The organism is Streptomyces sp. NPDC045778, from assembly GCF_056431945.1.
This window is the reverse complement of record NZ_JBWKJZ010000037.1, coordinates 1-19904: the sequence shown is the minus strand read 5'-3', so window position 1 is coordinate 19904 and position 19904 is coordinate 1. Positions and strand designations below refer to the sequence as shown.

Here is a 19904-nt window from a genome sequence, read left to right as displayed (position 1 = left end):
GCCGCCGGTGACGACGGGAATGCCCTATGGGTAGCATCGGCTCAGCCGATCGATGTTCGAGAGGGGGGCCGGGACGTGGAGTTGCGGCATCTTCGGACGTTCGACGCGGTCGCCAGGACGCTCAGCGTCACCCGGGCGGCACGCGAGTTGCACTACGCGCAGTCCAGCGTCAGCGACCAGATCCAGGCCCTTGAGCGCGATCTCGGGGTCGAGCTGCTCGACCGCTCGCAGCGGCAGATCCGGCTGACGCCGCAGGGCGCGGCCTTGTCGGAGTACGCCGAGCGCATCCTCAAGCTGATGGAGGAGGCCCGCTGGGCGGTGAGCCGACCGGACTCGGAGATCGCCGTGGGCGCGCTGGAGACGGTGTGCCTGTATCTGCTGCCCGAGGTGCTGGCGCGCTACCGCTCGCTCCATCCGGAGGCGCGGGTGCGGATCACCCAGGACAATCGGGGCGAGCTGTACAAGGCGGTGCGCCGGGGTGACCTCGACGTGTGCCTGACGTTCGGCGACGCCCCGGCGGACGCGGGGCTGCGGGCCGAGACCCTGGGCGAGGAGCCGCTGGTGGTCATCACCCCGCCGGACCATCCGCTGGCCGCCCGCGGGCGGGTGGGGCTCGGGGAGCTGGCGGCGGAGCCCTTCCTCGCCACCGAACACGGCTGCGGTTTCCGGCAGATGTTCGACGACTCCTTCTCCGGGCCGACCGCGAAGGAGCCGGTCGCGGAGGTGTCGAGCATCGGCACCCTCAGCGCGTGTGTGGCCGCGGGCATGGGCTGCGCCCTGCTGCCGTCCCTCGCGGTGCGGGCGCAGGCGGGCCGGGGCGAGATCGCCGTCGTCGAGGTCGACGACGCGTCCTTGCGTACGTCCCTCACCATGACGTGGCTGGACCGGAACTCGTCCAACCCGAACCTGGCCGGGCTCCAGTCGGTGCTGCGCGGTCAACTGGCCTCCTGAGGCGGTCCGGCGCTCGCCGCTCACCGGCGCTGCCCGGCCGTGCCGCGCCGCGGGGGCCGCGCGGGGAGGGGTGGCAGGGGCATCGCCCGCAGTCGGGCGCGGGCCGTCTTGCCGGTGACCGTGGTGGGTAACTCGTCGACCACGACGAGTTGTTCGGGGAGTTTGTAGGTGGCGAGCCCCTTGGCCGCCAGGTGGCTCGTGATGTCGTCCAGGGTCACGCGCTCGCCTCGGCGCAGCGCCACGACCAGGCAGGCGCGCTGGCCGAGTCGCGGGTCGGCCCGCGCGATGACCGCGTGCTGCGCCAACTGCGGGAGGTCGTCGAGCAGTTCCTCCACTTCCAGTGCGCTGTACTTCAGGCCGCCCCGGTTGATCAGCTCGTCGGCGCGGCCCCGGTAGACCACCGAGCCGTCCGGTTCCAGCGCGGCCCGGTCGCCGGTGCGCAGCCAGCCGTCCGGGGTGAGCGCGGCCCGGGTCAGCTCCGGTTCGCGGTAGTAGCCGCGGAACATGTGGGGGCTGCGGTACTGGAGTTCACCGGTCTCGCCGGTTGCGGCCGGCTCGCCGTCCGGACGCCGTATCCGTACCTGTGCGCCGGAGGACGGCCGTCCGACGGTCCCGGCCGCCTCGGGCGGCTCGCCGACGCGGGTGTACGTGCCGGCTCCGACCTCCGTCATCCCCCACTGCACGACGAGGTGCGCCCCCAGGGTGCGGCGTACGCCTTCGGCCAGTTCGCGGGGCACGGGCGCGCCTCCCGTGCGTACTTCCCGCAGCGTCGGGGTGCGCGGGCCCGCGTCCTTCCCGGACAGGGCGAGCAGGTCACGCAGTTGGGCCGGTACGGCGAAGATGGTGGTGGCGCCGACCGCGTCCAGGGCGGCGGCGAACCCGGCCGGCTCCCAGCGGTCGACCAGGCCGACGGCTCCGCCGGTGACCAGGGCGAGGTGGACGGACAGCAGCCCGAAGGCATGGCTGAGCGGGCTCGCCGACACGATGGTGTCGGTGGCATCGAAGCCGCCGTCCGCCGCCACGGCCGCCGCGTTGCCGAGGAGCCCGCCGTGGCTGTGGACGCACAGCTTGGGTCGCCGGGAGGTCGTCCCCGAGGACGCGAGCAGCACCAGCGGGGCCCGCGGGTCGGCCGGCGCGGGCGGCAGCGGCGCGTCCGGGCCTGGTTCCTCGTCGAACAACTCCGCCAGGTCCGGCGGATCGTCGGCCCGGGGAGGGGCGGCGCCCGTGCCCGACACCCACAGGTGCCGCAGCCCGGTGCACCGCTCGCGCAGGAGGGAGATCTCCTCCCCGCGGTCCTCGCCTCGTACGACCGCCGTGGCGGCGAGGGCGACCGCGCCCGACTGCTCGATGAGCCGCCGCGTCTCGCGGGTTCCGTAGGCGGAGTGCAGGGGCAGCAGCAAGGTGCCGAGGCGGGCGGCGGCCGCGTGCAGCACCACCAGCTCCCAGGAGTTGGGGAGTCTGGCCGCCAGGACGTCGCCGCCTCTCAGGCCGCGCCGGTGCAGCGCGGCCGCGGTGCGCTCGGCCTGGTCCTGGCAGTCCCTCCAGGTCCGCCACCGGTCGCTGTCCCATAGGGCGGGTTCCGTACGGCAGGCGGCCGCGCGTTCCAGGGCGGCGGTGAACGTGCGGGGCACCGGCGGGGATTTCGTACGGACAGGGGGAGCGTTCACAAAGAAACCTCCGTAGCGGCAGTGCGATGCGGACGCTGTCTCGCGCATTCAGATTCTGTGCGGCGCCCGATCCGTTCGTCCAGCGCCACCCGATAAGGAATCCCTATGGGCCGCGCGCCGTCGGCGCGCGATAAGGAATTCCCATACAGGGGCTTCGCCAGCGCCGCACGAGGAATCTTCACCCGGCTTTCACCCGCGGATCGTCGCCCTCATCACTGCCGCCCCTCTGCGGAATCGCCTCCGCCACCCACGTCATCGCAGCTTGCCGGGCGAAGGCTCGCGGGCGAGGGCTTCTCGGTCGACAAGGAACATCAATACAGAAAGGGGGGAATCCGCTTCCGGAATTCACGAGAAATGTCTCCAGCAGATCGATCGCTCCTGCCGAACCATGTCATCGGTACCGTCGAAACTTTCACGTTCTCCCAGGTGACAGGGTTGCCTTGGTGGCGCGTACGCGCTTTTCGAGCACCAAGAACACGGCTGACATCTGAACGCCCTTGCCTCGGTGCGGGATTCCGTCACAGAATTCCGGAAGCTCCACGGAAGGGGGCACCAATGACTTTCGTACGTTCCTGTGGAATCGCCGAGCAAAAGACCCGCCGTGCCGACGGTTCGGCCAGAGCGGGGGCGTTCACCGAGACGGATCTGCACCGCCTGGAGGAAGTGATACGTGACGCCCGGTTCGCCAGTACGGCGCCGGCGTCCGCACTCGTCGCGCCGCTGGCGCCGCACGGGACCGCGGCGGCGCTGACCGAGCGCGAGTGCGTCTTCGACCACTGCGCGGTCCTGCTGTTCCCCCGCACCCTGGAGGCGGGGCTGCGTCACCTGGAGTCGCGGGGGCTCGCTCCCTCGCCGACCGTCCCCAGCACCGTGGTGCGCGCCCGCCTCGCCGAGCGCCACGGACTGGATCCGGCGGAGTGCGAGGTGCACATCACCCGACTGCGGCTCCGCCTGCCGGACGGACGGCGGCACGCCGCGGTGGAGGTCTTCCTCCTCCCCCGTGACAGCGGTGGATTCGACGACGGGATCGCGGCCACCGAAGCCGCGTGCGGCTTCGAGAACCACACCGCGTTCGTGCTGGCCCGGCCGTCCCCGCCCCTGCTGTCCCGGCTCGTCACCACCTGGCGCACCGAGGCCGGGCTGCTGTGGGAGGGCGGCGGACACAACCCGCACGAGGGCGGCCCCCACGGCTCCACCGTCACGTACTTCGTCCGCAACCACCACTGTCCCGGCCAGCGGCGCTTCGAACTGCACTGCGCGGGCGACCTGCGCGCCGCGACCGCCGGTCTTTCCCGTCCGGCCGAGGCGGTCCGCCGTGTCTACGCGGACTGGCTGGCCGCCAGGGGCACGGCCTCCTGAACCGCCCGCCGGACGCACCCCACGGGGCCGGCCCTTCGCTCCGCCCCGCGAACCCCTCTTTCTCACCACCATCGGGAGACCCCGTGCTGCGGAACGACACGCTCAGGAACATCGCGCTCACATCCGAGCTGCACGACTATCTGCTCACCCAGGGAAGGATGAACCCCGACCCGCTCCTGTCCGAACTGGCGTCGCGGACACGGGAACTGACTTGCGATCAGGCACATATGGTGGTCGCTCCCGAGGAGGCCGCGCTCCTGACCTTCCTGGTGCGGCTGCTCGGCGCCCGGAACGTCGTCGAAGTGGGCACGTTCACCGGCTCCTCCTCGCTCTGCCTGGCCCGCGGTCTCGTCACCGGCGGCTCCTTGATCACGTGTGACGTCTCCGCCGAATGGACCGCGCTGGCCCAGGAGTTCTGGATCCGCGACGGTGTCGCCGACCGCGTCGAGCTGCGGCTCGGCCCGGCCGTGGACACCCTGCGCGCCCTGCCCGCCGAGCCGTACCTGGACCTCGCCTTCATCGACGCCGACAAACCCGGCTACGTCGACTACTGGGAGGAGTTGGTCCCGCGGATGCGGCCCGGTGGGCTGATCCTGGTCGACAACACGCTCTTCAGCGGCCAGGTGATCGACGACTTCCCCGGTGAGAAGGCGGCGGCCGTGCACGCGTTCAACGAGCACGCCCGCGACGACGAGCGCGTGGAGCTGGTCATGCTCGCCGTCGCCGACGGTCTGACCATGGCACGGCGGCTCCCGTGATCGGACTCTCGCGCCCCGGACATCCGCTCCGCCCGTTCGCCGTCGAGGTCGCCCTCCACGATCTGGACGAGGACTTCCCACGCGGCCTCGGCGCGGCCGCGCAGCAGCCGGACTGGACCGACTCCGTCCCGGTCGCGGCGGCCCGCGCCGAGCTGGCCCGCCTTCCGGGCCTGGTCACCGGCGAGGAGGTCCGGCTCCTTCGGACCCTGCTCGCCGAGGCCGCGGGCGGCCACTACCTGGTGATCCAGGCGGGCGACTGCGCCGAGGACCCGGCCGAGTGCGAACCGGCGACGGTCATGCGCAAAGCGGGCCTCCTCGACGCGCTGGCCGGGGTGATGGTGGCGGGCACCGGCCGGCCGGTGGTGCGCGTCGGGCGGATCGCCGGCCAGTTCGCCAAGCCTCGCAGCGCCACCACCGAGCGCGTGGACGGCGTCGAACTGCCCGTCTACCGCGGCCACCTGGTCAACGGCCCCGAACCGACCGCCGCGGCCCGCCGCCCGGACCCCCGGCGCCTGCTTGAGTGCTACGACGCCGCCCATCGCGCCGTGACGTATCTGCGGCAGCGCACCAGCGACTGGACGCTGCCCACCGGGGCACCGGTGTGGACGAGTCACGAGGCGCTGGTGCTCGACTACGAGTTGCCGCTGCTGCGGCGCACCGCGGCCGGTGACGTCCTGCTGGCCTCCACGCACCTGCCGTGGATCGGGGAGCGCACCCGCCACCCGGACGGTCCGCACGCCCGCATGCTGGCGCGGGTGACCAACCCGGTCGCCTGCAAGGTCGGGCCGGCGGCCCGGCCGGAGGACCTGCTCGCCCTGTGCTCCCGGCTCGACCCCGACAGGGAGCCGGGGCGGCTCACGCTGATCTCCCGGATGGGCGCGGCGAAGGTCCGCACCGCGCTGCCGCCGCTGGTCACCGCGGTGCGCTCGGCCGGGCACCGGGTGGCGTGGCTGTGCGATCCGCTGCACGGCAACACCGTCAAGGCGCCCTCGGGCGGCAAGGTCCGTTCGGTCCGGACGGTGGTCGCGGAGGTCCACGGGTTCCTGGACGCGGTGGCGGCGGCCGGCGGTACGCCCGCGGGGCTGCACCTCGAAACCACGCCGCACGACGTGACCGAGTGCGTCTGGGCGGACCCTGCCGAACTCGACGCCGGGGCCGCCCCGACCGCCCACGCGTCCCTGTGCGACCCACGGCTCAACCCGGCGCAGGCGGTCGAGGTGGCCCGCGCGTGGGCCACGGCTCCTTCCTGAGGGATGCCGGACGCCCTCGCTGAGGGATGCCGGGCGTCCGCTCCGAGGGACGGCCCCGGACGCCCTCCCGCCGGGCGTCCTCCCGCCGGGCGTTCTCTCGCCGGGCGTCCTCCCGCCACCCCTCCCCCGAGCCGTCCCCGACGAGACAGCAACCGTAACCATCGACGACGAAAGGCACGTGCCCCCATGACCGAGACCATCATCCGCACCGACGACGGCACCTTCGCCATGATCAACGTGTTCGAAGTGGAGCCGGAGAACCAGCGGGAGCTGGCCGAGGTGCTCAGCGAAGGCGCCGAGAAGTTCATCCGCCACCGGCCCGGCTGCATCTCCGTCAACATCATGACCAGCCGTGACGGCAAGCGCCTCGTCTACTTCGCGCAGTGGCGCAGCAAGGCCGACATCAAGGCCACCATGGGTGACCCGGACGTCCAGGTGTACCGGGACCGGGCCGCCGCGCTCGGCACGCCCGACCCGCACACGTACACGGTCTTCGCCGTCCACCACCCGGAGGCCTGACGGCTCACCCACCGAACCGGCCGGTAGCTCCTGATTCCTGGTGGCGTCAAGTGCCGCACGCCATAAGGGTATGGGAAGTATCAACCTCCCCTGTCACACTGGCCCCAGGGGGAGCCCGGTCGGGGAGGGGCCATGTCCGTCGGCGTGTCACAGGCGGTCGACCCGGGGTGGGCGGAGTTCGGGCGGCAGCTGCGCTTCCACCGGCGGCGGGCCGGACTCACCCAGGTGCAGCTCGGTCGGCGGGTGGGCTATCACCACAGTTTCATCAGCAGGCTGGAGAGCGGGCTGCGGGAGCCGCCCTTCGACCTGGTGAGCAGGCTCGACGCGCTCTTGGGGACCGGGGGACAGCTGGCTGCGGCCATCGCGAGCCCGCGCCCGTCGCCACGCGTGCCCGGCCGCTCCCTGACGGCGCCCACCCTGTTCTCCCCGATCCCCGGAGCGGACACCCCCGGCGACGAGGTTCCCCTGACCGCGCAGCAGTGGCCCGCACGGCTGCCCGACGAGGGCTTGGTCTGCCCGCTGCACGGCACGGTGGGCTGCGCGACGCCCGACCCCAGCTCGGTGACCGACCTCCTGAACGGGCTGACCAGGCCGTACGACCGCGCCGGTGCCGTGGCCGGCGCGGAGGTGGAGCTGCTGCACGGGCTCACCGCCGTTCTCGCCTGCCTCATCCGCCAAGCGTTCGTCCACGCCACCGACGCGTGCACCACCACCGTGGAACGGCTGCTGCGCGGCGTGGCCCGCTGGGCGGAGGCGGTCAACTCCACGGGCCGCCTCCCGTACGGCCAGCTGCGGCTCGCCGCTCAGTACGCGCAGGTCGCCGGGCGCCTGCGGATGGAGCGGGGGCAGAGCGGCGTCGCCATGGCCTGGTTCGGGCACGGCCTGCGCTGGGCGGACGCGGTCCAGGACGCCGAGGCCCGCGCGACCCTCCTCAGCGACATGTGCACCCTCGTCCGGCTCGACGGGGACGCCGCCTCGATGCTCGTGTACGCCGAGGCCATCGGGGCGGTGGACGCCAAGCGGCGCTGGATGGCGACCCTGGCGGACCTGTACCAGGCGCGCGCGTACGCGCTGAGCCACGACGCCGCCGCGTGCCGGCGCCACATCTCCACGGCCCGGCGCAGATTCGCCCGCCTCGACCAGAGGGACCGCCTGGAAGCGCCCTGGCTCTCGGGGGCCGAAGGGGTGCTGCGCCTGGAGTCGGCGATCGGCGGGGCGCTGCGCGACCTCGCGGTGGTGACGGGCGACCGCGCCGCGGCCCGCCGCGCGATCGAGGCCACCGCCAGGTCGTACGCGCTGCTTCCGCCCCTGAGGCACACCACGCGGCTGCTGCTCACCCTGCGCCTCGCGGACAGCTGGGCGTGCGCCGGTGACCCCGTCGCGGCGGTGGCCCTGGCGCGGCCCGTCCTGGAGGAGGCCGTACGGGCGCGCGAGTTGATGGTCACCGCCGAGCTGCGCGGGCTGCACGCCCGGCTCGTCGGGCGCTGGGGTGACCTGCCGGAGGTGCGGGAGTACCGGGAACGGCTGCGGGAGGTGTCGGAGTGAGGCGGCGCCCGGCCCGGCGCGCTTGCCAGTTCTTGACAAGGTGTGCCGGGCACCCGCGATCCATTGACCGCGGCCCGGGCCGGTGTGAGGGTTCCGCCAGCCATGGGAATGTCATGTCACTGTCAGTTTATGAGCGGAGCGGATCGCGCGACCGCGGACACTGACGCACACGTGCTCCCCCTGGCCGGCAGAGCCTCAACACCTCTCACAAGGAGCCGTGATGCTCAGAAGATCCGCAGCGGCCGGGATAACCCTGGCCATGGCGCTCGGGGGGGTGGTGGCACCCGCGACCTTCGCCTCGGCCGCGCCTGGCGCGGGCAAGCCGGACCCCCGCGCGAAGGCCGTCGCCGCCGCCGACCAGGCGGCGCGGAGCGGCCTCGACTCGCTCGCGAAGGGACCGCAGGAACAGTACGACCGGCACCAGGTCATCCCCTGGGGCAAGGGCCTCTACTCCGTCGCGTACGAGCGCACCTACCGCGGTCTGCCGGTGGTGGGCGGTGACGCGGTCGTCCTCGCCGACGGCGAGGGCAAGGTGCGGTCCGTGCACTCCGCCACCGAGGCGAGGATCTCTCTCACCATCCGGGCGAAGGTGAAGGCCGCGCAGGCGGTCAGGACCAGCCGGGCCGAGCTGGCAAAGGTCACGAAGGTCGCCTCCGAGCGCCTGGTGGTCCGGGTCGCGAAGGACACGCCCGCGCTCGCCTGGGAGACCGTGCTGACCGGCAGGACCAAGGCGGGCGACCCCAGCAGGCTGCACGTCTTCGTCGACGCGCTCACCGGCAAGGTCGTCGACACCTACGACGACGTGCGCGCGGGCACCGGCCGCAGCAAGTGGAACGGCCCCAGCCCGCTGACCATCGACACCTCCCGGTCGGGCACCAACTACGTCCTGCGCGACACCACCCGGCCCGGCCTCCAGTGCTCGGACTACAGCGGCGGCCTGTTCACCAAGGCCACCGACGACTGGGGCACCGGTGATCCCAAGAGCCGGGAGACCGGGTGCGTCGACGTCATGTTCGCCGCGCAGAAGCAGTGGAACATGTTCAAGGAGTGGTTCGGCCGCAACGGCCACGACGGCAACGGCCGCAGCTGGCCGGTGCGCGTGGGCCTCAACCAGCTCAACGCCTACTGGGACGGCTCCTCCGTCACCATCGGCCACAACAGCGCGAACGAGTGGATCGCCGGCGTCGACGTCGTCGCCCACGAGTTCGGCCACGGCCTGGACTCCAACACGCCCGGCGGGGCGAACAACGAGAGCGGCCTCGGCGAGGCCACCGGCGACATCATGGGCGCCCTGACCGAGGAGTACATCAACCAGGCCGCCCCCTACGACACGCCCGACTACACCGTCGGGGAGATGGTCAACCTCCAGGGCCGCGGCCCGATCCGGAACATGTACGACCCGAGCCGGGTCAACAACGACCCCAACTGCTACTCGGCCTCCATCCCCGGCACCGAGGAGCACAAGGCCGCAGGGCCGATGAACCACTGGTTCTACCTGCTGGCCGAGGGCTCCAACCCCGGCGGCGGCAAGCCCACCAGCCCCACCTGCAACAGCAAGCAGGTGACGGGCGTGGGCGCCAAGAACGCCGGCAAGGTCTTCTACGGCGCCATGCTGCTCAAGACCAGCGGCATGACGTACAAGCGCTACCGCACCGCCACCCTGACCTCGGCGAAGAACCTGGACGCGAGCTGCGACCTGTTCAACGCCACCAAGGCCGCCTGGGACGCGGTCAGCGTCCCGGCCCAGACCGGCGACCCGACCTGTGAGGGCCGGCAGGACGACTTCTCACTCGGCCTGAGTCCGGCCTCCGGAAAGGTCGAGCCGGGCGCCTCGACCACGGCCACGGTCACCACCACGACCGTCACCGGCAGCGCCCAGCAGATCAAGCTGACCGCCACCGGCGCGCCCACCGGGGCGAGCGTCTCGTTCGACCCCGAGACCGTCACCTCCGGCTCCACGTCCGCCCTGAAGGTCACCACCACGGCGTCCACCGCGGCCGGCACCTACCCGATCACCGTCACGGGCACCGCGGGCACCAAGACGCACACCGCCCAGTACACGCTGACCGTGGGCGGCGGCGGCAACCCGACGCCTCCGCCGGACATCGACGTGGCCAAGGTGCAGGCGCACCTGACGCAGCTCAACACCATCGCCTCGCAGAACGGCGGCAACCGCCGCGCCACCGGCGCCGGTTACCGCGCCTCCCTCGCCTACGTCAAGGGCAAGCTGGAGGCCGCCGGATACCAGGTCACCGAGCAGACGTGCGCCTCCGGCTGCTCCGCGGGCGCGGGCAACAACCTGATCGCCGAGTGGCCGCAGGGCAAGGCGGACAACGTCTACATGTTCGGCGCGCATCTCGACGGCGTGAGCGCGGGCCCGGGCATCAACGACAACGGCTCCGGCTCCGCCGCGATCCTGGAGGCGGCCCTCGCCCTCGCGCAGAACAACCCCGCCATGAAGAACCGCGTCCGCTTCGCCTGGTGGACCGACGAGGAGCAGGGCCTGAACGGCTCCGACTACTACGCAAGGACCCTCAACGGCACCGAACGCGCCAAGATCAAGGCGTACTACAACTTCGACATGGTCGGCTCGGTCAACGCCGGCTACTTCATCAACAACCTGAACTCCGCGGCCTCGGCGCCGATGAAGGAGTACTGGACGTCCCTCAACCTCGCCCCGCAGGAGAACGTCGAGGGACGGGGCCGGTCGGACGACGCGTCCTTCCAGCAGGTCGGCATCCCCACCTCCGGCTACGCCACCGGCGCATCGGCCACGAAGTCCGCGGCCGAGGCCGCGAAGTGGGGCGGCAGCGCGGGCCGTGCCTACGACCCCTGCTACCACTCCGGCTGTGACACCACCGCCAACATCGCCGCCACCGCGCTCAACCGCAGCGCGGACGGTGTCGCCTACACGATCTGGAAGACGTCCGTGGGCGACAAGCCCGCCCCGACGGACGACTTCTCGATCTCGGCCGACCCGGCCGCGGGCACGGTCGAGCCCGGATCCTCCGCGAAGGTCACCGTCGCCACGGCCACGACCAGCGGAAACGCCCAGCAGGTGAAGCTCTCCGCCACGGGCGCCCCGGCAGGGGTGAACGTCACCCTCAGCCCGGAGTCGGTCACCTCGGGCGAGTCGTCGACCGCCACCGTCGAGGTCGCCGCGGGCACGGTGGGCGGTACGTACACGCTGACCTTCACGGGCGCCGGGCAGGTCAGCCACACCACCACGTACACCCTGACCGTGCCCGGCGGCGGCGAGACCACCTGGCAGCTGGGCGCCACCTACGCGGCCGGGGACATCGTGACGTACGAAGGAGTCCGCTACCGCTGCGTCCAGGGCCACACCGCCTACCCGGGCTGGGAGCCGCCGAACGTGCCTGCCCTGTGGGAGGCCATCTGAGCGTCAGCGGTGACCGGTAGTCCCGGCACGGGACCCCGGTGACACGACGAGGGCGGTGGGGTGCGCGCACCCCACCGCCCTCCACGGGCTAGGAGGCGACCCAGCCGTGGTCCCGCGCCAGTTCGAGCACACAGGCCCGCACGCGCTTGATCTGGTCGCCGGTCAGCGAGCCGACGGAGTCGAGCAGGGCCTCCGTCAGCTCCTGCGTGAACTCGTCGGCCGGGGAGACTTCGCCGTCGTCGGGCGCGGTGGCGGCGGCCCGGGCCGCGAGGCCGCCGCGCGGCAGCTGGTGGGAGGTGGACTGGTGGACCAGGCGGATGTTCGACGCCTTGGGTCCCTTGTCACCCATCTCCATGAAGAACTCGACCACGCTGCCCTCTTGGTAGAGGTACTTCTCGCCCACGAGGTCGTTCGCGTGCATGAAGACGTCCTCGTCGCCCGTCTCGGGAGCGATGAATCCGTAGCCGCGGACCTCGTCGAACCGCAGGACCTTCCCCACCGTCAGCACACCCATGCCACCACACCTCGCCACAACCGCACCGGAGGTCCACCCTGCGCGGGCCCCCGCCGATGACTGAATCTTTACGAGGAACCTACCGTGCCCGGTCGCGGCCGCCCAGGGCACCCCCTGCCGCTCCGTGGTCGCCCCGTTCCCCGGCCAGCTCGCGCAGCACCGCGTCGGCGCAGGAGAGGACTCCTTCGATCGAGCCGGGGTCGGGTGTCCAGCAGTCACTGACGAGGTGCACCGCCTCGCCGGGCAGGGGTCTGCGCACGCGGGGCGCCACGGTTTCGGGGTCGTGCCCGGGCCGCCACACGTGCCAGGCCCCGTCGTGCGGCGGCCGGTTCCAGTCCTGCCGGCGGGCGAGCAGCGGGGCCGCGAGGCCGGGCAGGCCGTGCATGCGCGCGACGAGGCGGTGGGCCCGCTCGACGGTGGCCGCGCCGGGGACGGGGGCGGCCGGGTCGGGCCCGCCCCCGGTGGAGTACCGGGGCTCGACGGCGTGCCACGCCTCGGCGGCGGGTCCGCTCGGGTACGCGGCCAGGAGCAGCGCCGGGCCGTCGGTGACGGAGGCCGCGGGCGGCGGGCAGGTGCCGCCGTACCAGAGCTGGCGCAGGGGCAGGTCCGTCGTGCCACGTCCGCGGGTCATGCCCAGGCGGTGCCACCACGCCGTCTCGTACAGCAGGAAGAGCTTGTGCGCGGGCACGGCCTCGACCGCGGCGAGGTCCGCGCGGAGCCGGGCGGTGAAGGGCAGCCCGTCCTGGGCGAGCCGGAGCAGCGGCCCCGGCGGCAGGGCGAGCAGGACGGTGCGCGCGTGCACGCGCACGTGCTCGCCGGTGGCGCGGCCCCGGGGGTCCTCCAGGGCGAACGTCAGCAGGTAGCGGGGCGGGGGCTCGCCGCGTGCAGCCGCCGCCCGGGCCGCGCCCGGCTCGGCGCGGTCGATCCGCAGGAGCCGGTGCCCCAGGCGCAGGCTGCCGCCCGCCGCGGTGAAGCGGTCGCACAGGGCGAGGGGCAGGCGCTGCATGCCGTGCCGCAGCGTCACGTACTCGGCGTCGGGTGGGGTGCGGAACAGCAGGCCGAGCTGCTCGGCGGCGTTCTCACGGCTGAAGCCGACGTCGTAGCCGCCGGTGTCGTGCAGGAGCGCCACGGCCTCCGCGCCGAGGACCGCCCTGAGGGCGTCGGCGTAGGTCGTCCGGCACAGCGGGAGGCCGCCGACGACTGCTCGGTCCCGGAGTGCGCGGAATGCGGCGGCCGTGCGTGCGGCCCGGTGCGCGTCGCCCTGTTCGCGGGCCGTGTGGTGGGTCCGGCGCAGCTCGGTGAAGCCGGGCACGAGGGTGTCAGCCGCGTGCCGCACGAGGTCCGCGGGGTGCAGGCCGCGCTCCGCATCCGCCAGGTCGTACGGGACCTTCGTGGCGTCGGCCAGCTCGTGCTGCCGCAGGGTCACTCCGCGGACGTGGACGAGGTTCTCGGGGCGCCCGAAGTCGAAGGGCACCAGGTCGCCCGCGAGCCCGGCCCGGGCCACGACGTCGAGGACCCGCCGGAGCCCGCGGTGCAGGCGCATCGCGCCGAGGTCGGCGACGGGGGCCCCTCTCCCCTGCCCCACGCGCACGGTCCAGAGCCGTCCGCCCACCCGGTGCGTGCGCTCGAAGAGGGCCACGTGACCGCTTGGGGCATTGTCCTCCGCATTCCTCCGGCGGGCGAGATTCTCGGCCAGGAAACAGCCGCCGATACCGGCCCCGACTATCGCCGTGTCCACCAACGTAGGGGTGGGCCCTGGCTCTTGAGTGGGCGTCACCGTGTTTGCCCTCGCATGGTTTACCGCACTCTGCTGGTGATCTACAGTCGCGCTCACGCAGACGTCTTAGCACATTCGGGTTCCCAGGTGACTCGCGAACCCGGAAAGCACCGCCTCAGCGCGTTGGAGAGATACCCATGATCTTCCGTAAAGAAGTCGCCGCCGAAACCGCGCACGCCTATGACACCTTGGCCGCCTACTTCCAGGACGTACGGTCGTTCTTCGAAGTCCTCAGTGTGCGTTTCAGCTTGCCGGAGTACGGTGTGCGGCTGCGTCCCATAGCCGGGAACGAACTGTTCTCGAACGCCAACAGCTATCTGCTCTCCGACGACAGCTCGTACCCGTACTACCTGTGGCTGCCGAGCTGGCTCGGGCGCTTCTACATCGACGGCGACCGGATCGCGGACGGGCAGCGCGCCGACGACGTGAGCACCGCGCACGCGCGCCACATCGCCTTCGTCTGGCCGTGGCTCGGCTTCAACGACGCCTATGTGAAGGACGCCGGGGAGCCCGAGTGCTGGTTCGGCGTGGCCGACCCCCGGCCGCAGGACCCGGGTGAGACGGTCCGCACCACGGCACAGAGCCTGTTCAACTACTTCCGTCTGGAGCACACCCTCGACGGCGAGCACCAGGGCTGGCTGACCGGGCACTTCACGCCCCGGCCCGCGGTGGGCTGCAACCTCACGGGCCGCTGGCACCTGCGCCGGGTGCCCCTGTCGGCGCTCACGAACTACTACGAGGTCGAGAAGAACGTCATCCAGCCGCTGGGCGAGAAGTTCAGCGCGCTCGCGGCCGCCCCGGACGACGACGAGCAGCCGCCCCGCCCGGGGCTCAACGGGCACCGGCGCCACCCGGAGCCCGTCCCTGCCGCTGTGCGGTCGTGAACCCCCGTGCCCTGACGGCGAAAACATAGGGGTCATTGAGGGGTGCCGGAGGGCTATCCGAAGGCCGCTCGCCGCAGAACAATCACTCCGAGTCCGAGGTGCCAAGACGAGAGGTGACCCATGCGAGGAATCGACCCCAGCATCTCCGCCATCACAGTGAATCCCGTCCACCTCGAAGGCGGCCCGAGCACCCTTTCCGGAACCGTCGTCCTCGGCGATCTCCATGACGTGATCTGCTCCGCAGAGAAGGTCAAGATCCGGCACGGAAACGGCTATGAGCACTATGAGTTCATCGACGCTCCGGCCGGAGTCGGCGGGGCCCGGGTGAACGCACCGGCGAGTGGCGGGGATTCCGACCCGCTGAAGCTGCGCTGGGTGGGCCGTACGAAAATCGCCGAGTAATCCGCCGAGTAATCGCTGAGTCCTACGGAGTTCCTCCTCCTCGATCCCCCACGGAAATCGCGCCCCACCGCATCGGCGGTGGGGCGCGATTTCCGTGGACGCGTCAGGCGCTCAGTCGCGCCGGCCGTGCTGCGGCGGGTACTGCGCGTACGGCGAGCCACCCTGGGCGGGCACCGGATGCTGGTAGCCGCCGTGCGGGGGCGTGCCCCGATCCGGGGTGTCCGGCCTGATCCGGCGCGGCCACCACGCGGCCCGGCCGAACAGGGCGGTGAGGGCGGGCGTGAAGAACATCGCCATCACGAAGGCCGAGATCATGATGCCGAAGGCGACCGCGAACCCGATCTGGGCGAGCGAGACGTCACTGGCGAGCAGCATCGAGGCGAACGTGCCCGCGAGGATCACCCCGGCCGCGGCCACCGTCGGGCCCGCGTGCTGGATGCTCTTGGCGGTGGCCTCGCGCGGGCCGAGCCCTTCCTTCGCCTCTTCCCGCAGGCGCGCGACCATCAGGATGTTGTAGTCGGTGCCGATGGCGACCACGAACAAGTACATGATGACCGGCAGGAAGAAGGTCAGGCCCGACTGGCCCTCGATCTGCTGGAAGAGGATCACGCTCGCGCCGAGCGTGGCACCGAAGCCGAGCGCGACCGAGACCATCAGATAGATCGGCGCGACGACGCTGCGCAGCAGCAGGCCGAGGATGAGCATGATCAGCGCGGCGGCCGTCGGGAAGACCACGGAGAAGTCGCGGTTGACGGCCTTGTTGATGTCGACGAACACCGAGGTGACGCCGCCCACCTTGGTCTCGGTGCCGGGCGGTGCCTGCTCGTGGGCCGCGGTGCGCAGCGGGCCGCGCACGATGTCCATGGCCTCGCGGCCGTTGGGGTCCATCGTGAGGACCGCGTTGAACTCTGCGGTCCTGCCGTCCTTGCTGAGCTGGGCGCGCGAGGCGTCACCGACGCCCTTGACCTGCTTGAGCTGCGCGACGAAGGCCTTCATGTCGGCCTCCTTGAGCTTCGCGCCGTTCGTGGAGCGCATCAGGACGGTGCTGGGGTTGGTGCTGCCCGCGGGCAGGTCCTTGCTCATGGCGTGCAGGGCGACCTGCGACTCCTTCTTGGAGTTCTCGTCCTCCTGGCTGGCGAACGTCGGCTTGTAGCCGAGGGCGCCGAGGGCGAGGACGATCATGAGGAGCCCGGAGCCGACCACGAACCGGCCGGGGCGGCGGGCCACGGACCGGCCGAGGGCGCCGAACCGGGCCGCGCGCGGCTCGCGCTGCCACGACTTGGACGGCCAGAACACCTTGGTGCCCATGAGGGAGATGATCGCCGGGATCAGCGTGAGGCAGGCGATCAGGGTCACGCCGATGGCGATGGCGAGCGCCGGGCCCATCGAGACGAGGAAGCTGAGCGAGGAGAGAAGGAGCGCGAGGAAGCAGACGATGACGGCGCCGGCGGCCGAGGCGATGGCCTCGCCGACGCGGCCGACGGCCGAGACCATGGCGGTCTTCGGGTCCTCGCCGAGCCGCAGCCGCTCCCGGTAACGGAACATCAGGAACAGGATGTAGTCCGTTCCCACGCCGAAGAGCACCACGATGAGCAGCGACGAGACCGAACTGTCGGCCTTGAGGTGGAACACCTTGGCGCAGGTGGCGATGAGGCCGTTGGCGACCTGTGAGACCAGGGTGATCCCGACGATGGTGAGGATGGTGATCGTCGGGCTGCGGAAGATGATCGTCATCAGGACGATGATCAGGCCGATGGTGCCGAGGAAGATCAGCGAGTCGGCCTCCTTGGAGGCTTCCTCGTTGTCGAGCTGGGTGGCCGCGTCACCGGTGACGCCCGCCTTCAGGCCCGAGTCGGCGACCAGCGGCTTCAGGTCGTCCCGCATGTCCTCGACGGCGTGCTGCTGGCCCTTGTCACCGGCCTTCACGTCGGCCATCGACACCATCACCGTCTGCACCTTCTTGTGCGGCGACGGCGGCGCGGTGATGACCTGCTCCACCTTCTCGTACTTCTTGGCCTTCAGCGCCTTGCCGACCTTGTCGACCCGCGCGGAGTCGGCGCGGGTCAGGGCCTTGCCGTCCTCGCGCGTGAACACCACGATCGCCGAGGGGCTGAACCCCTTGGGGAACGCCTTCTCCTGGATCTTCTGCGCCTGGATCGACTCGTAGTGCTTGGGAAGGAACTCTGCTTGGTCGGATGTGGTGGTCAGCGACGGCGCGAAGCCGATCACGGCCGCCCCGGCGATGAGCCAGGTGATGATCACCAGCCACCGGTGGCCGACGACGAAACGTCCTAGGGCTTTGAACACGGTTCCTTCCTCCACTCCGGAGCGCTCCGGAGTACTTGGTCTGCTGCTCTTCTGCTCTTTCAGGGGGTTTGGGGGGTCACCCGGCGGGCGAGGGCTCCGGGGCGCGGAACGGGGCGACGAGGCCGGGCAGCGCCTCCTCCGCGAAGCGCAGCCCCTCGGTCACGTCCACGTCGTAGATCCGGACGGCGCCCTTCCCGGCCGCCGTCGTGGCGGTCAGCGTGAACAGTCCGGCGCGGCGCTGGGCGTACGACTGTCTGCCGGTGAAGCCGACGATCCGGTCGCGCCGCAGCGCCACCGTGCGGCGCACGAACGTGCCGTGGCGTACGACGATGTAGTCACCGCTGAGCGCGTGGCCGAGGCCGCGGTAGGCGTCACGCGCGAGCGGATAGCCGCAGGCCGCGGTGGTCAGCGCGGCCGCGGCGGCGGTCCACCAGGGCAGCGCTCCCGCCGCCGTCCCGGCCCCGGCCAGAGCGGCGGCTCCGGCCGGGGCCAGCAGGCAACCGCGCACCAGACGGCGGCGCAGCGCGGGCCGGGGGTGACCGCGCAGCGCCACGCGTGCGATCGGCGACGACGCCTCGTTCAGGACGTCGGCCGTCACCCGGTGCGCGGAGTCCAGGGGCGCGGGCGGCAGAAGCTGCGCCGGGTTGGAGAAACGGGCGGCGGGCCCGCCGAGGCCGGTGGCCAGGAGGGTGAGCCGGGCGGCGGCGGCCGCGCGCAGCGGCAGGGGCCGGCTGAGTTCGACGCCGCAGACGCGCCGCTCGGCCACGGACACCGAACGGGAGGTGAGCAGGCCGCGCATGAGGTGCAGGGAGCCTTCCGGCTCCCGCTCGATGCGGTGCCCGTACCACGCCTCGGCGAAGGACACGAGGGAGCCGGCCACCCCGATGGCGAGGAGGACGGCCGCCACGGCGGTGACGGCCACCGCGACCGGCAGCGCGTCGAGCCGGTCCCAGACGCCCCGCGCGACGCGGCTGTCGGTGAGGTCGAGCCCGAGGGTGTCCAGGAGCTTGGAGCCACCGGTGACCACGGCCACGACACCGGCCAGGCTGGTGACGGTCAGCGGCGCGTACCGGGCCCAGGACCAGCTCAGCTTCGCGAGCGGCACCGGAAGGGCGGGGGCCGCGTCCGGGCCGCCGCGGTTCAGGAGCAGGGCCCGGAACTGGACCGCCTGGGCGCGCGAGATGCCGTCGAGGACCAGTTCGTCATCCTCGCTCTTGCCCGTGTGCTGTCCCGTGCCGACCTTGACGGCCGCGAGGCCGAAGAGCCGGTGCACGGGGTTGGCGGTCACGTCGGCGCTGCGGACGCGGTCGCGCGGAATCGACTTGTCGGTACGGAACAACAGTCCCGCGTGCAGCTCGACCTGGCCGTCGGTGATCCGGAAGCGGGTGGTCCGGTAGCGGACCCACTCGTGTCCGGCCTGCACGGCGGCGACCACGATGTAGGAGCCGAGCACGATCAAGCCGTGCGCGTTGAGCAGGTCGCGGGCCAGGAACATGGTGCCGAGCAGGGCGGCGGCCGGGCCCGCGAGCCAGCTGACGCTCACGGCGACCATGCGCGGGTGCAGCCGCTGCCACGGCTGCGCCGGGGGTGTCCGGGGCGGGCTCGGCACGTCGGGGCCCTTCGTCGCCGTCGTCACGTGCCGTCCTCGTGCAGGGCGCGGACCCGCTCGGTGAGGTCGCGGACCATGGTGGTGGCGAGCGTGTCGTCCAGGCCCGCGATGGTGACCGGGCCCGCCGCCGACGCGGTCGTCACGGTGACCGCGGACAGGCCGAACAGCTGCATGAGCGGGCCGCGCCTGGTGTCCAGGGTCTGGATGCGGGTGAACGGCACGACGCGCCACTCCCGCACGAGCCAGCCCGACGCGGCGCACACCGCGGCGTCACCGGCCTCCCAGCGGTGCACGCGGTAGCGGTACCAGGGGGTGAGCAGCGCGTAGCCGACACTGAGGGGGCACAGCACTGCGAAGAGGGGCCACAGCCACGACGGCGCGTCGGGCAGCAGCGCCACCGCCGCGAGCGCGGCGAGGACCGGCACGACGACCAGCAGGTTCTGCGTCGTCCACCAGTGGACGGCGCGGCGGTCCAGGCGCCGGGCAGGGCGCGGCGCGCCCGGCGCGTGCGGCACGTCCGGCGTCGGCACCGGCTGCCGCGTCTCGTGTGGCACTGCTCCTCCGCCCCTTCGGCTGTCTTCGTGACACCAGCCAAACAAGCGGGGCGGCGGAGCAGGCAGAGCGGTTCGTGTGGAGTGGAAGCGACCAAGGTTGCAACTTCGGCGGCGCGCTACCCACTTTCGTACGCTCCCTTGTGTCCTATGGACCACATGTGCGTATGCGGCGCGTGGGCGCCGTTAGGGTGACCGCGTGATAGGGCCGATTCGATGGTTGGGCCGCAGCGCCGTTCAGGACACCATCCTCGTCGCCGCACTCATCGCACTCAACGTCTTCGTCGCCTTCTGGAGCGGCTTTCCCCGAGAGGATCATCCGCGGTTCGGGCCGTGGGCGGGGTTGGGGTTGCAGGTGGTTGTGGTGGTGGTGTTGGTGGTGCGGCGGGTGTGGCCGTTGTTGGTGTTGGG

Annotated in this window: 16 protein-coding genes; 10 read left to right on the top strand and 6 right to left on the bottom strand. The window is 72.0% G+C overall.

The genetic code is table 11. The annotated features are described in order from the left end of the window. Positions 1-75 precede the first annotated feature (75 nt). On the top strand, positions 76-951 hold the full coding sequence (locus tag AC07GB_RS33730; RefSeq protein WP_478852228.1) for a LysR family transcriptional regulator: 876 nt from the start codon (positions 76-78) through the stop codon (positions 949-951). Positions 952-971: 20 nt separating this feature from the next. On the opposite strand, the gene AC07GB_RS33725 is transcribed toward AC07GB_RS33730, so the two are convergent. Next, positions 972-2618 (bottom strand): class I adenylate-forming enzyme family protein, encoded by a 1647-nt coding sequence (locus tag AC07GB_RS33725; RefSeq protein WP_478852226.1) that lies wholly within the window; start codon positions 2616-2618, stop codon positions 972-974. Between the two features lie 555 nt (positions 2619-3173). Here AC07GB_RS33725 and AC07GB_RS33720 point away from each other — a divergent pair. The 6 genes from AC07GB_RS33720 (at position 3174) to AC07GB_RS33695 (ending at position 11449) form a co-directional block, all read left to right on the top strand. Beyond that, complete coding sequence (locus tag AC07GB_RS33720; RefSeq protein ID WP_478852224.1) at positions 3174-3977, top strand: hypothetical protein; 804 nt, start codon at positions 3174-3176, stop codon at positions 3975-3977. 83 nt (positions 3978-4060) lie between these two features. Beyond that, on the top strand, positions 4061-4735 hold the full coding sequence (locus tag AC07GB_RS33715) for an O-methyltransferase (RefSeq protein WP_478852223.1): 675 nt from the start codon (positions 4061-4063) through the stop codon (positions 4733-4735). Between the two features lie 62 nt (positions 4736-4797). Continuing rightward, the gene (locus AC07GB_RS33710) at positions 4798-5985 is read left to right on the top strand and encodes a 3-deoxy-7-phosphoheptulonate synthase (RefSeq protein ID WP_478852334.1); all 1188 of its coding nucleotides are present in this window, start codon (positions 4798-4800) and stop codon (positions 5983-5985) included. A 186-nt stretch (positions 5986-6171) separates the two neighbouring features. After that, positions 6172-6504 (top strand): antibiotic biosynthesis monooxygenase family protein, encoded by a 333-nt coding sequence (locus AC07GB_RS33705; RefSeq protein WP_478852221.1) that lies wholly within the window; start codon positions 6172-6174, stop codon positions 6502-6504. A gap of 132 nt (positions 6505-6636) precedes the next feature. Beyond that, positions 6637-8049, top strand: coding sequence for a helix-turn-helix domain-containing protein (locus AC07GB_RS33700; RefSeq protein WP_478852219.1), 1413 nt, complete (start codon positions 6637-6639; stop codon positions 8047-8049). Between the two features lie 220 nt (positions 8050-8269). Beyond that, positions 8270-11449: a M20/M25/M40 family metallo-hydrolase gene (locus tag AC07GB_RS33695; RefSeq protein ID WP_478852217.1), complete on the top strand. Its 3180-nt coding sequence runs from the start codon at positions 8270-8272 to the stop codon at positions 11447-11449. Positions 11450-11537: 88 nt separating this feature from the next. On the opposite strand, the gene AC07GB_RS33690 is transcribed toward AC07GB_RS33695, so the two are convergent. Continuing rightward, positions 11538-11957: a cold-shock protein gene (locus AC07GB_RS33690; protein ID WP_478852332.1), complete on the bottom strand. Its 420-nt coding sequence runs from the start codon at positions 11955-11957 to the stop codon at positions 11538-11540. 85 nt (positions 11958-12042) lie between these two features. Further along, a complete protein-coding gene (locus AC07GB_RS33685) occupies positions 12043-13701 on the bottom strand; it encodes a flavin monoamine oxidase family protein (protein WP_478852215.1) in 1659 nt (552 codons plus the stop codon). Between the two features lie 176 nt (positions 13702-13877). Between AC07GB_RS33685 and AC07GB_RS33680 the strand changes: the two genes are divergently transcribed. Continuing rightward, positions 13878-14624: a hypothetical protein gene (locus AC07GB_RS33680; protein WP_478852213.1), complete on the top strand. Its 747-nt coding sequence runs from the start codon at positions 13878-13880 to the stop codon at positions 14622-14624. Positions 14625-14744: 120 nt separating this feature from the next. Then, positions 14745-15026 (top strand): DUF5988 family protein, encoded by a 282-nt coding sequence (locus tag AC07GB_RS33675; RefSeq protein ID WP_478852211.1) that lies wholly within the window; start codon positions 14745-14747, stop codon positions 15024-15026. Between the two features lie 111 nt (positions 15027-15137). Here AC07GB_RS33675 and AC07GB_RS33670 read toward each other — a convergent pair whose 3' ends face one another. From AC07GB_RS33670 to AC07GB_RS33660, 3 genes are all read right to left on the bottom strand, one after another. Next, complete coding sequence (locus tag AC07GB_RS33670) at positions 15138-17333, bottom strand: MMPL family transporter (RefSeq protein ID WP_478852209.1); 2196 nt, start codon at positions 17331-17333, stop codon at positions 15138-15140. A gap of 76 nt (positions 17334-17409) precedes the next feature. Then, positions 17410-18969 carry a PH domain-containing protein gene (locus AC07GB_RS33665; RefSeq protein WP_478852207.1) on the bottom strand — a complete coding sequence of 520 codons (1560 nt, stop codon included), beginning with the start codon at positions 18967-18969 and terminating at the stop codon, positions 17410-17412. Next, positions 18966-19496 carry a PH domain-containing protein gene (locus AC07GB_RS33660; RefSeq protein ID WP_478852205.1) on the bottom strand — a complete coding sequence of 177 codons (531 nt, stop codon included), beginning with the start codon at positions 19494-19496 and terminating at the stop codon, positions 18966-18968. The genes AC07GB_RS33665 and AC07GB_RS33660 overlap by 4 nt, the downstream gene beginning before the upstream one ends. A 196-nt stretch (positions 19497-19692) precedes the next feature. Between AC07GB_RS33660 and AC07GB_RS33655 the strand changes: the two genes are divergently transcribed. Next, a partial coding sequence (locus tag AC07GB_RS33655; protein WP_361847717.1) for a hypothetical protein occupies positions 19693-19904 on the top strand: 212 nt, incomplete at its 3' end.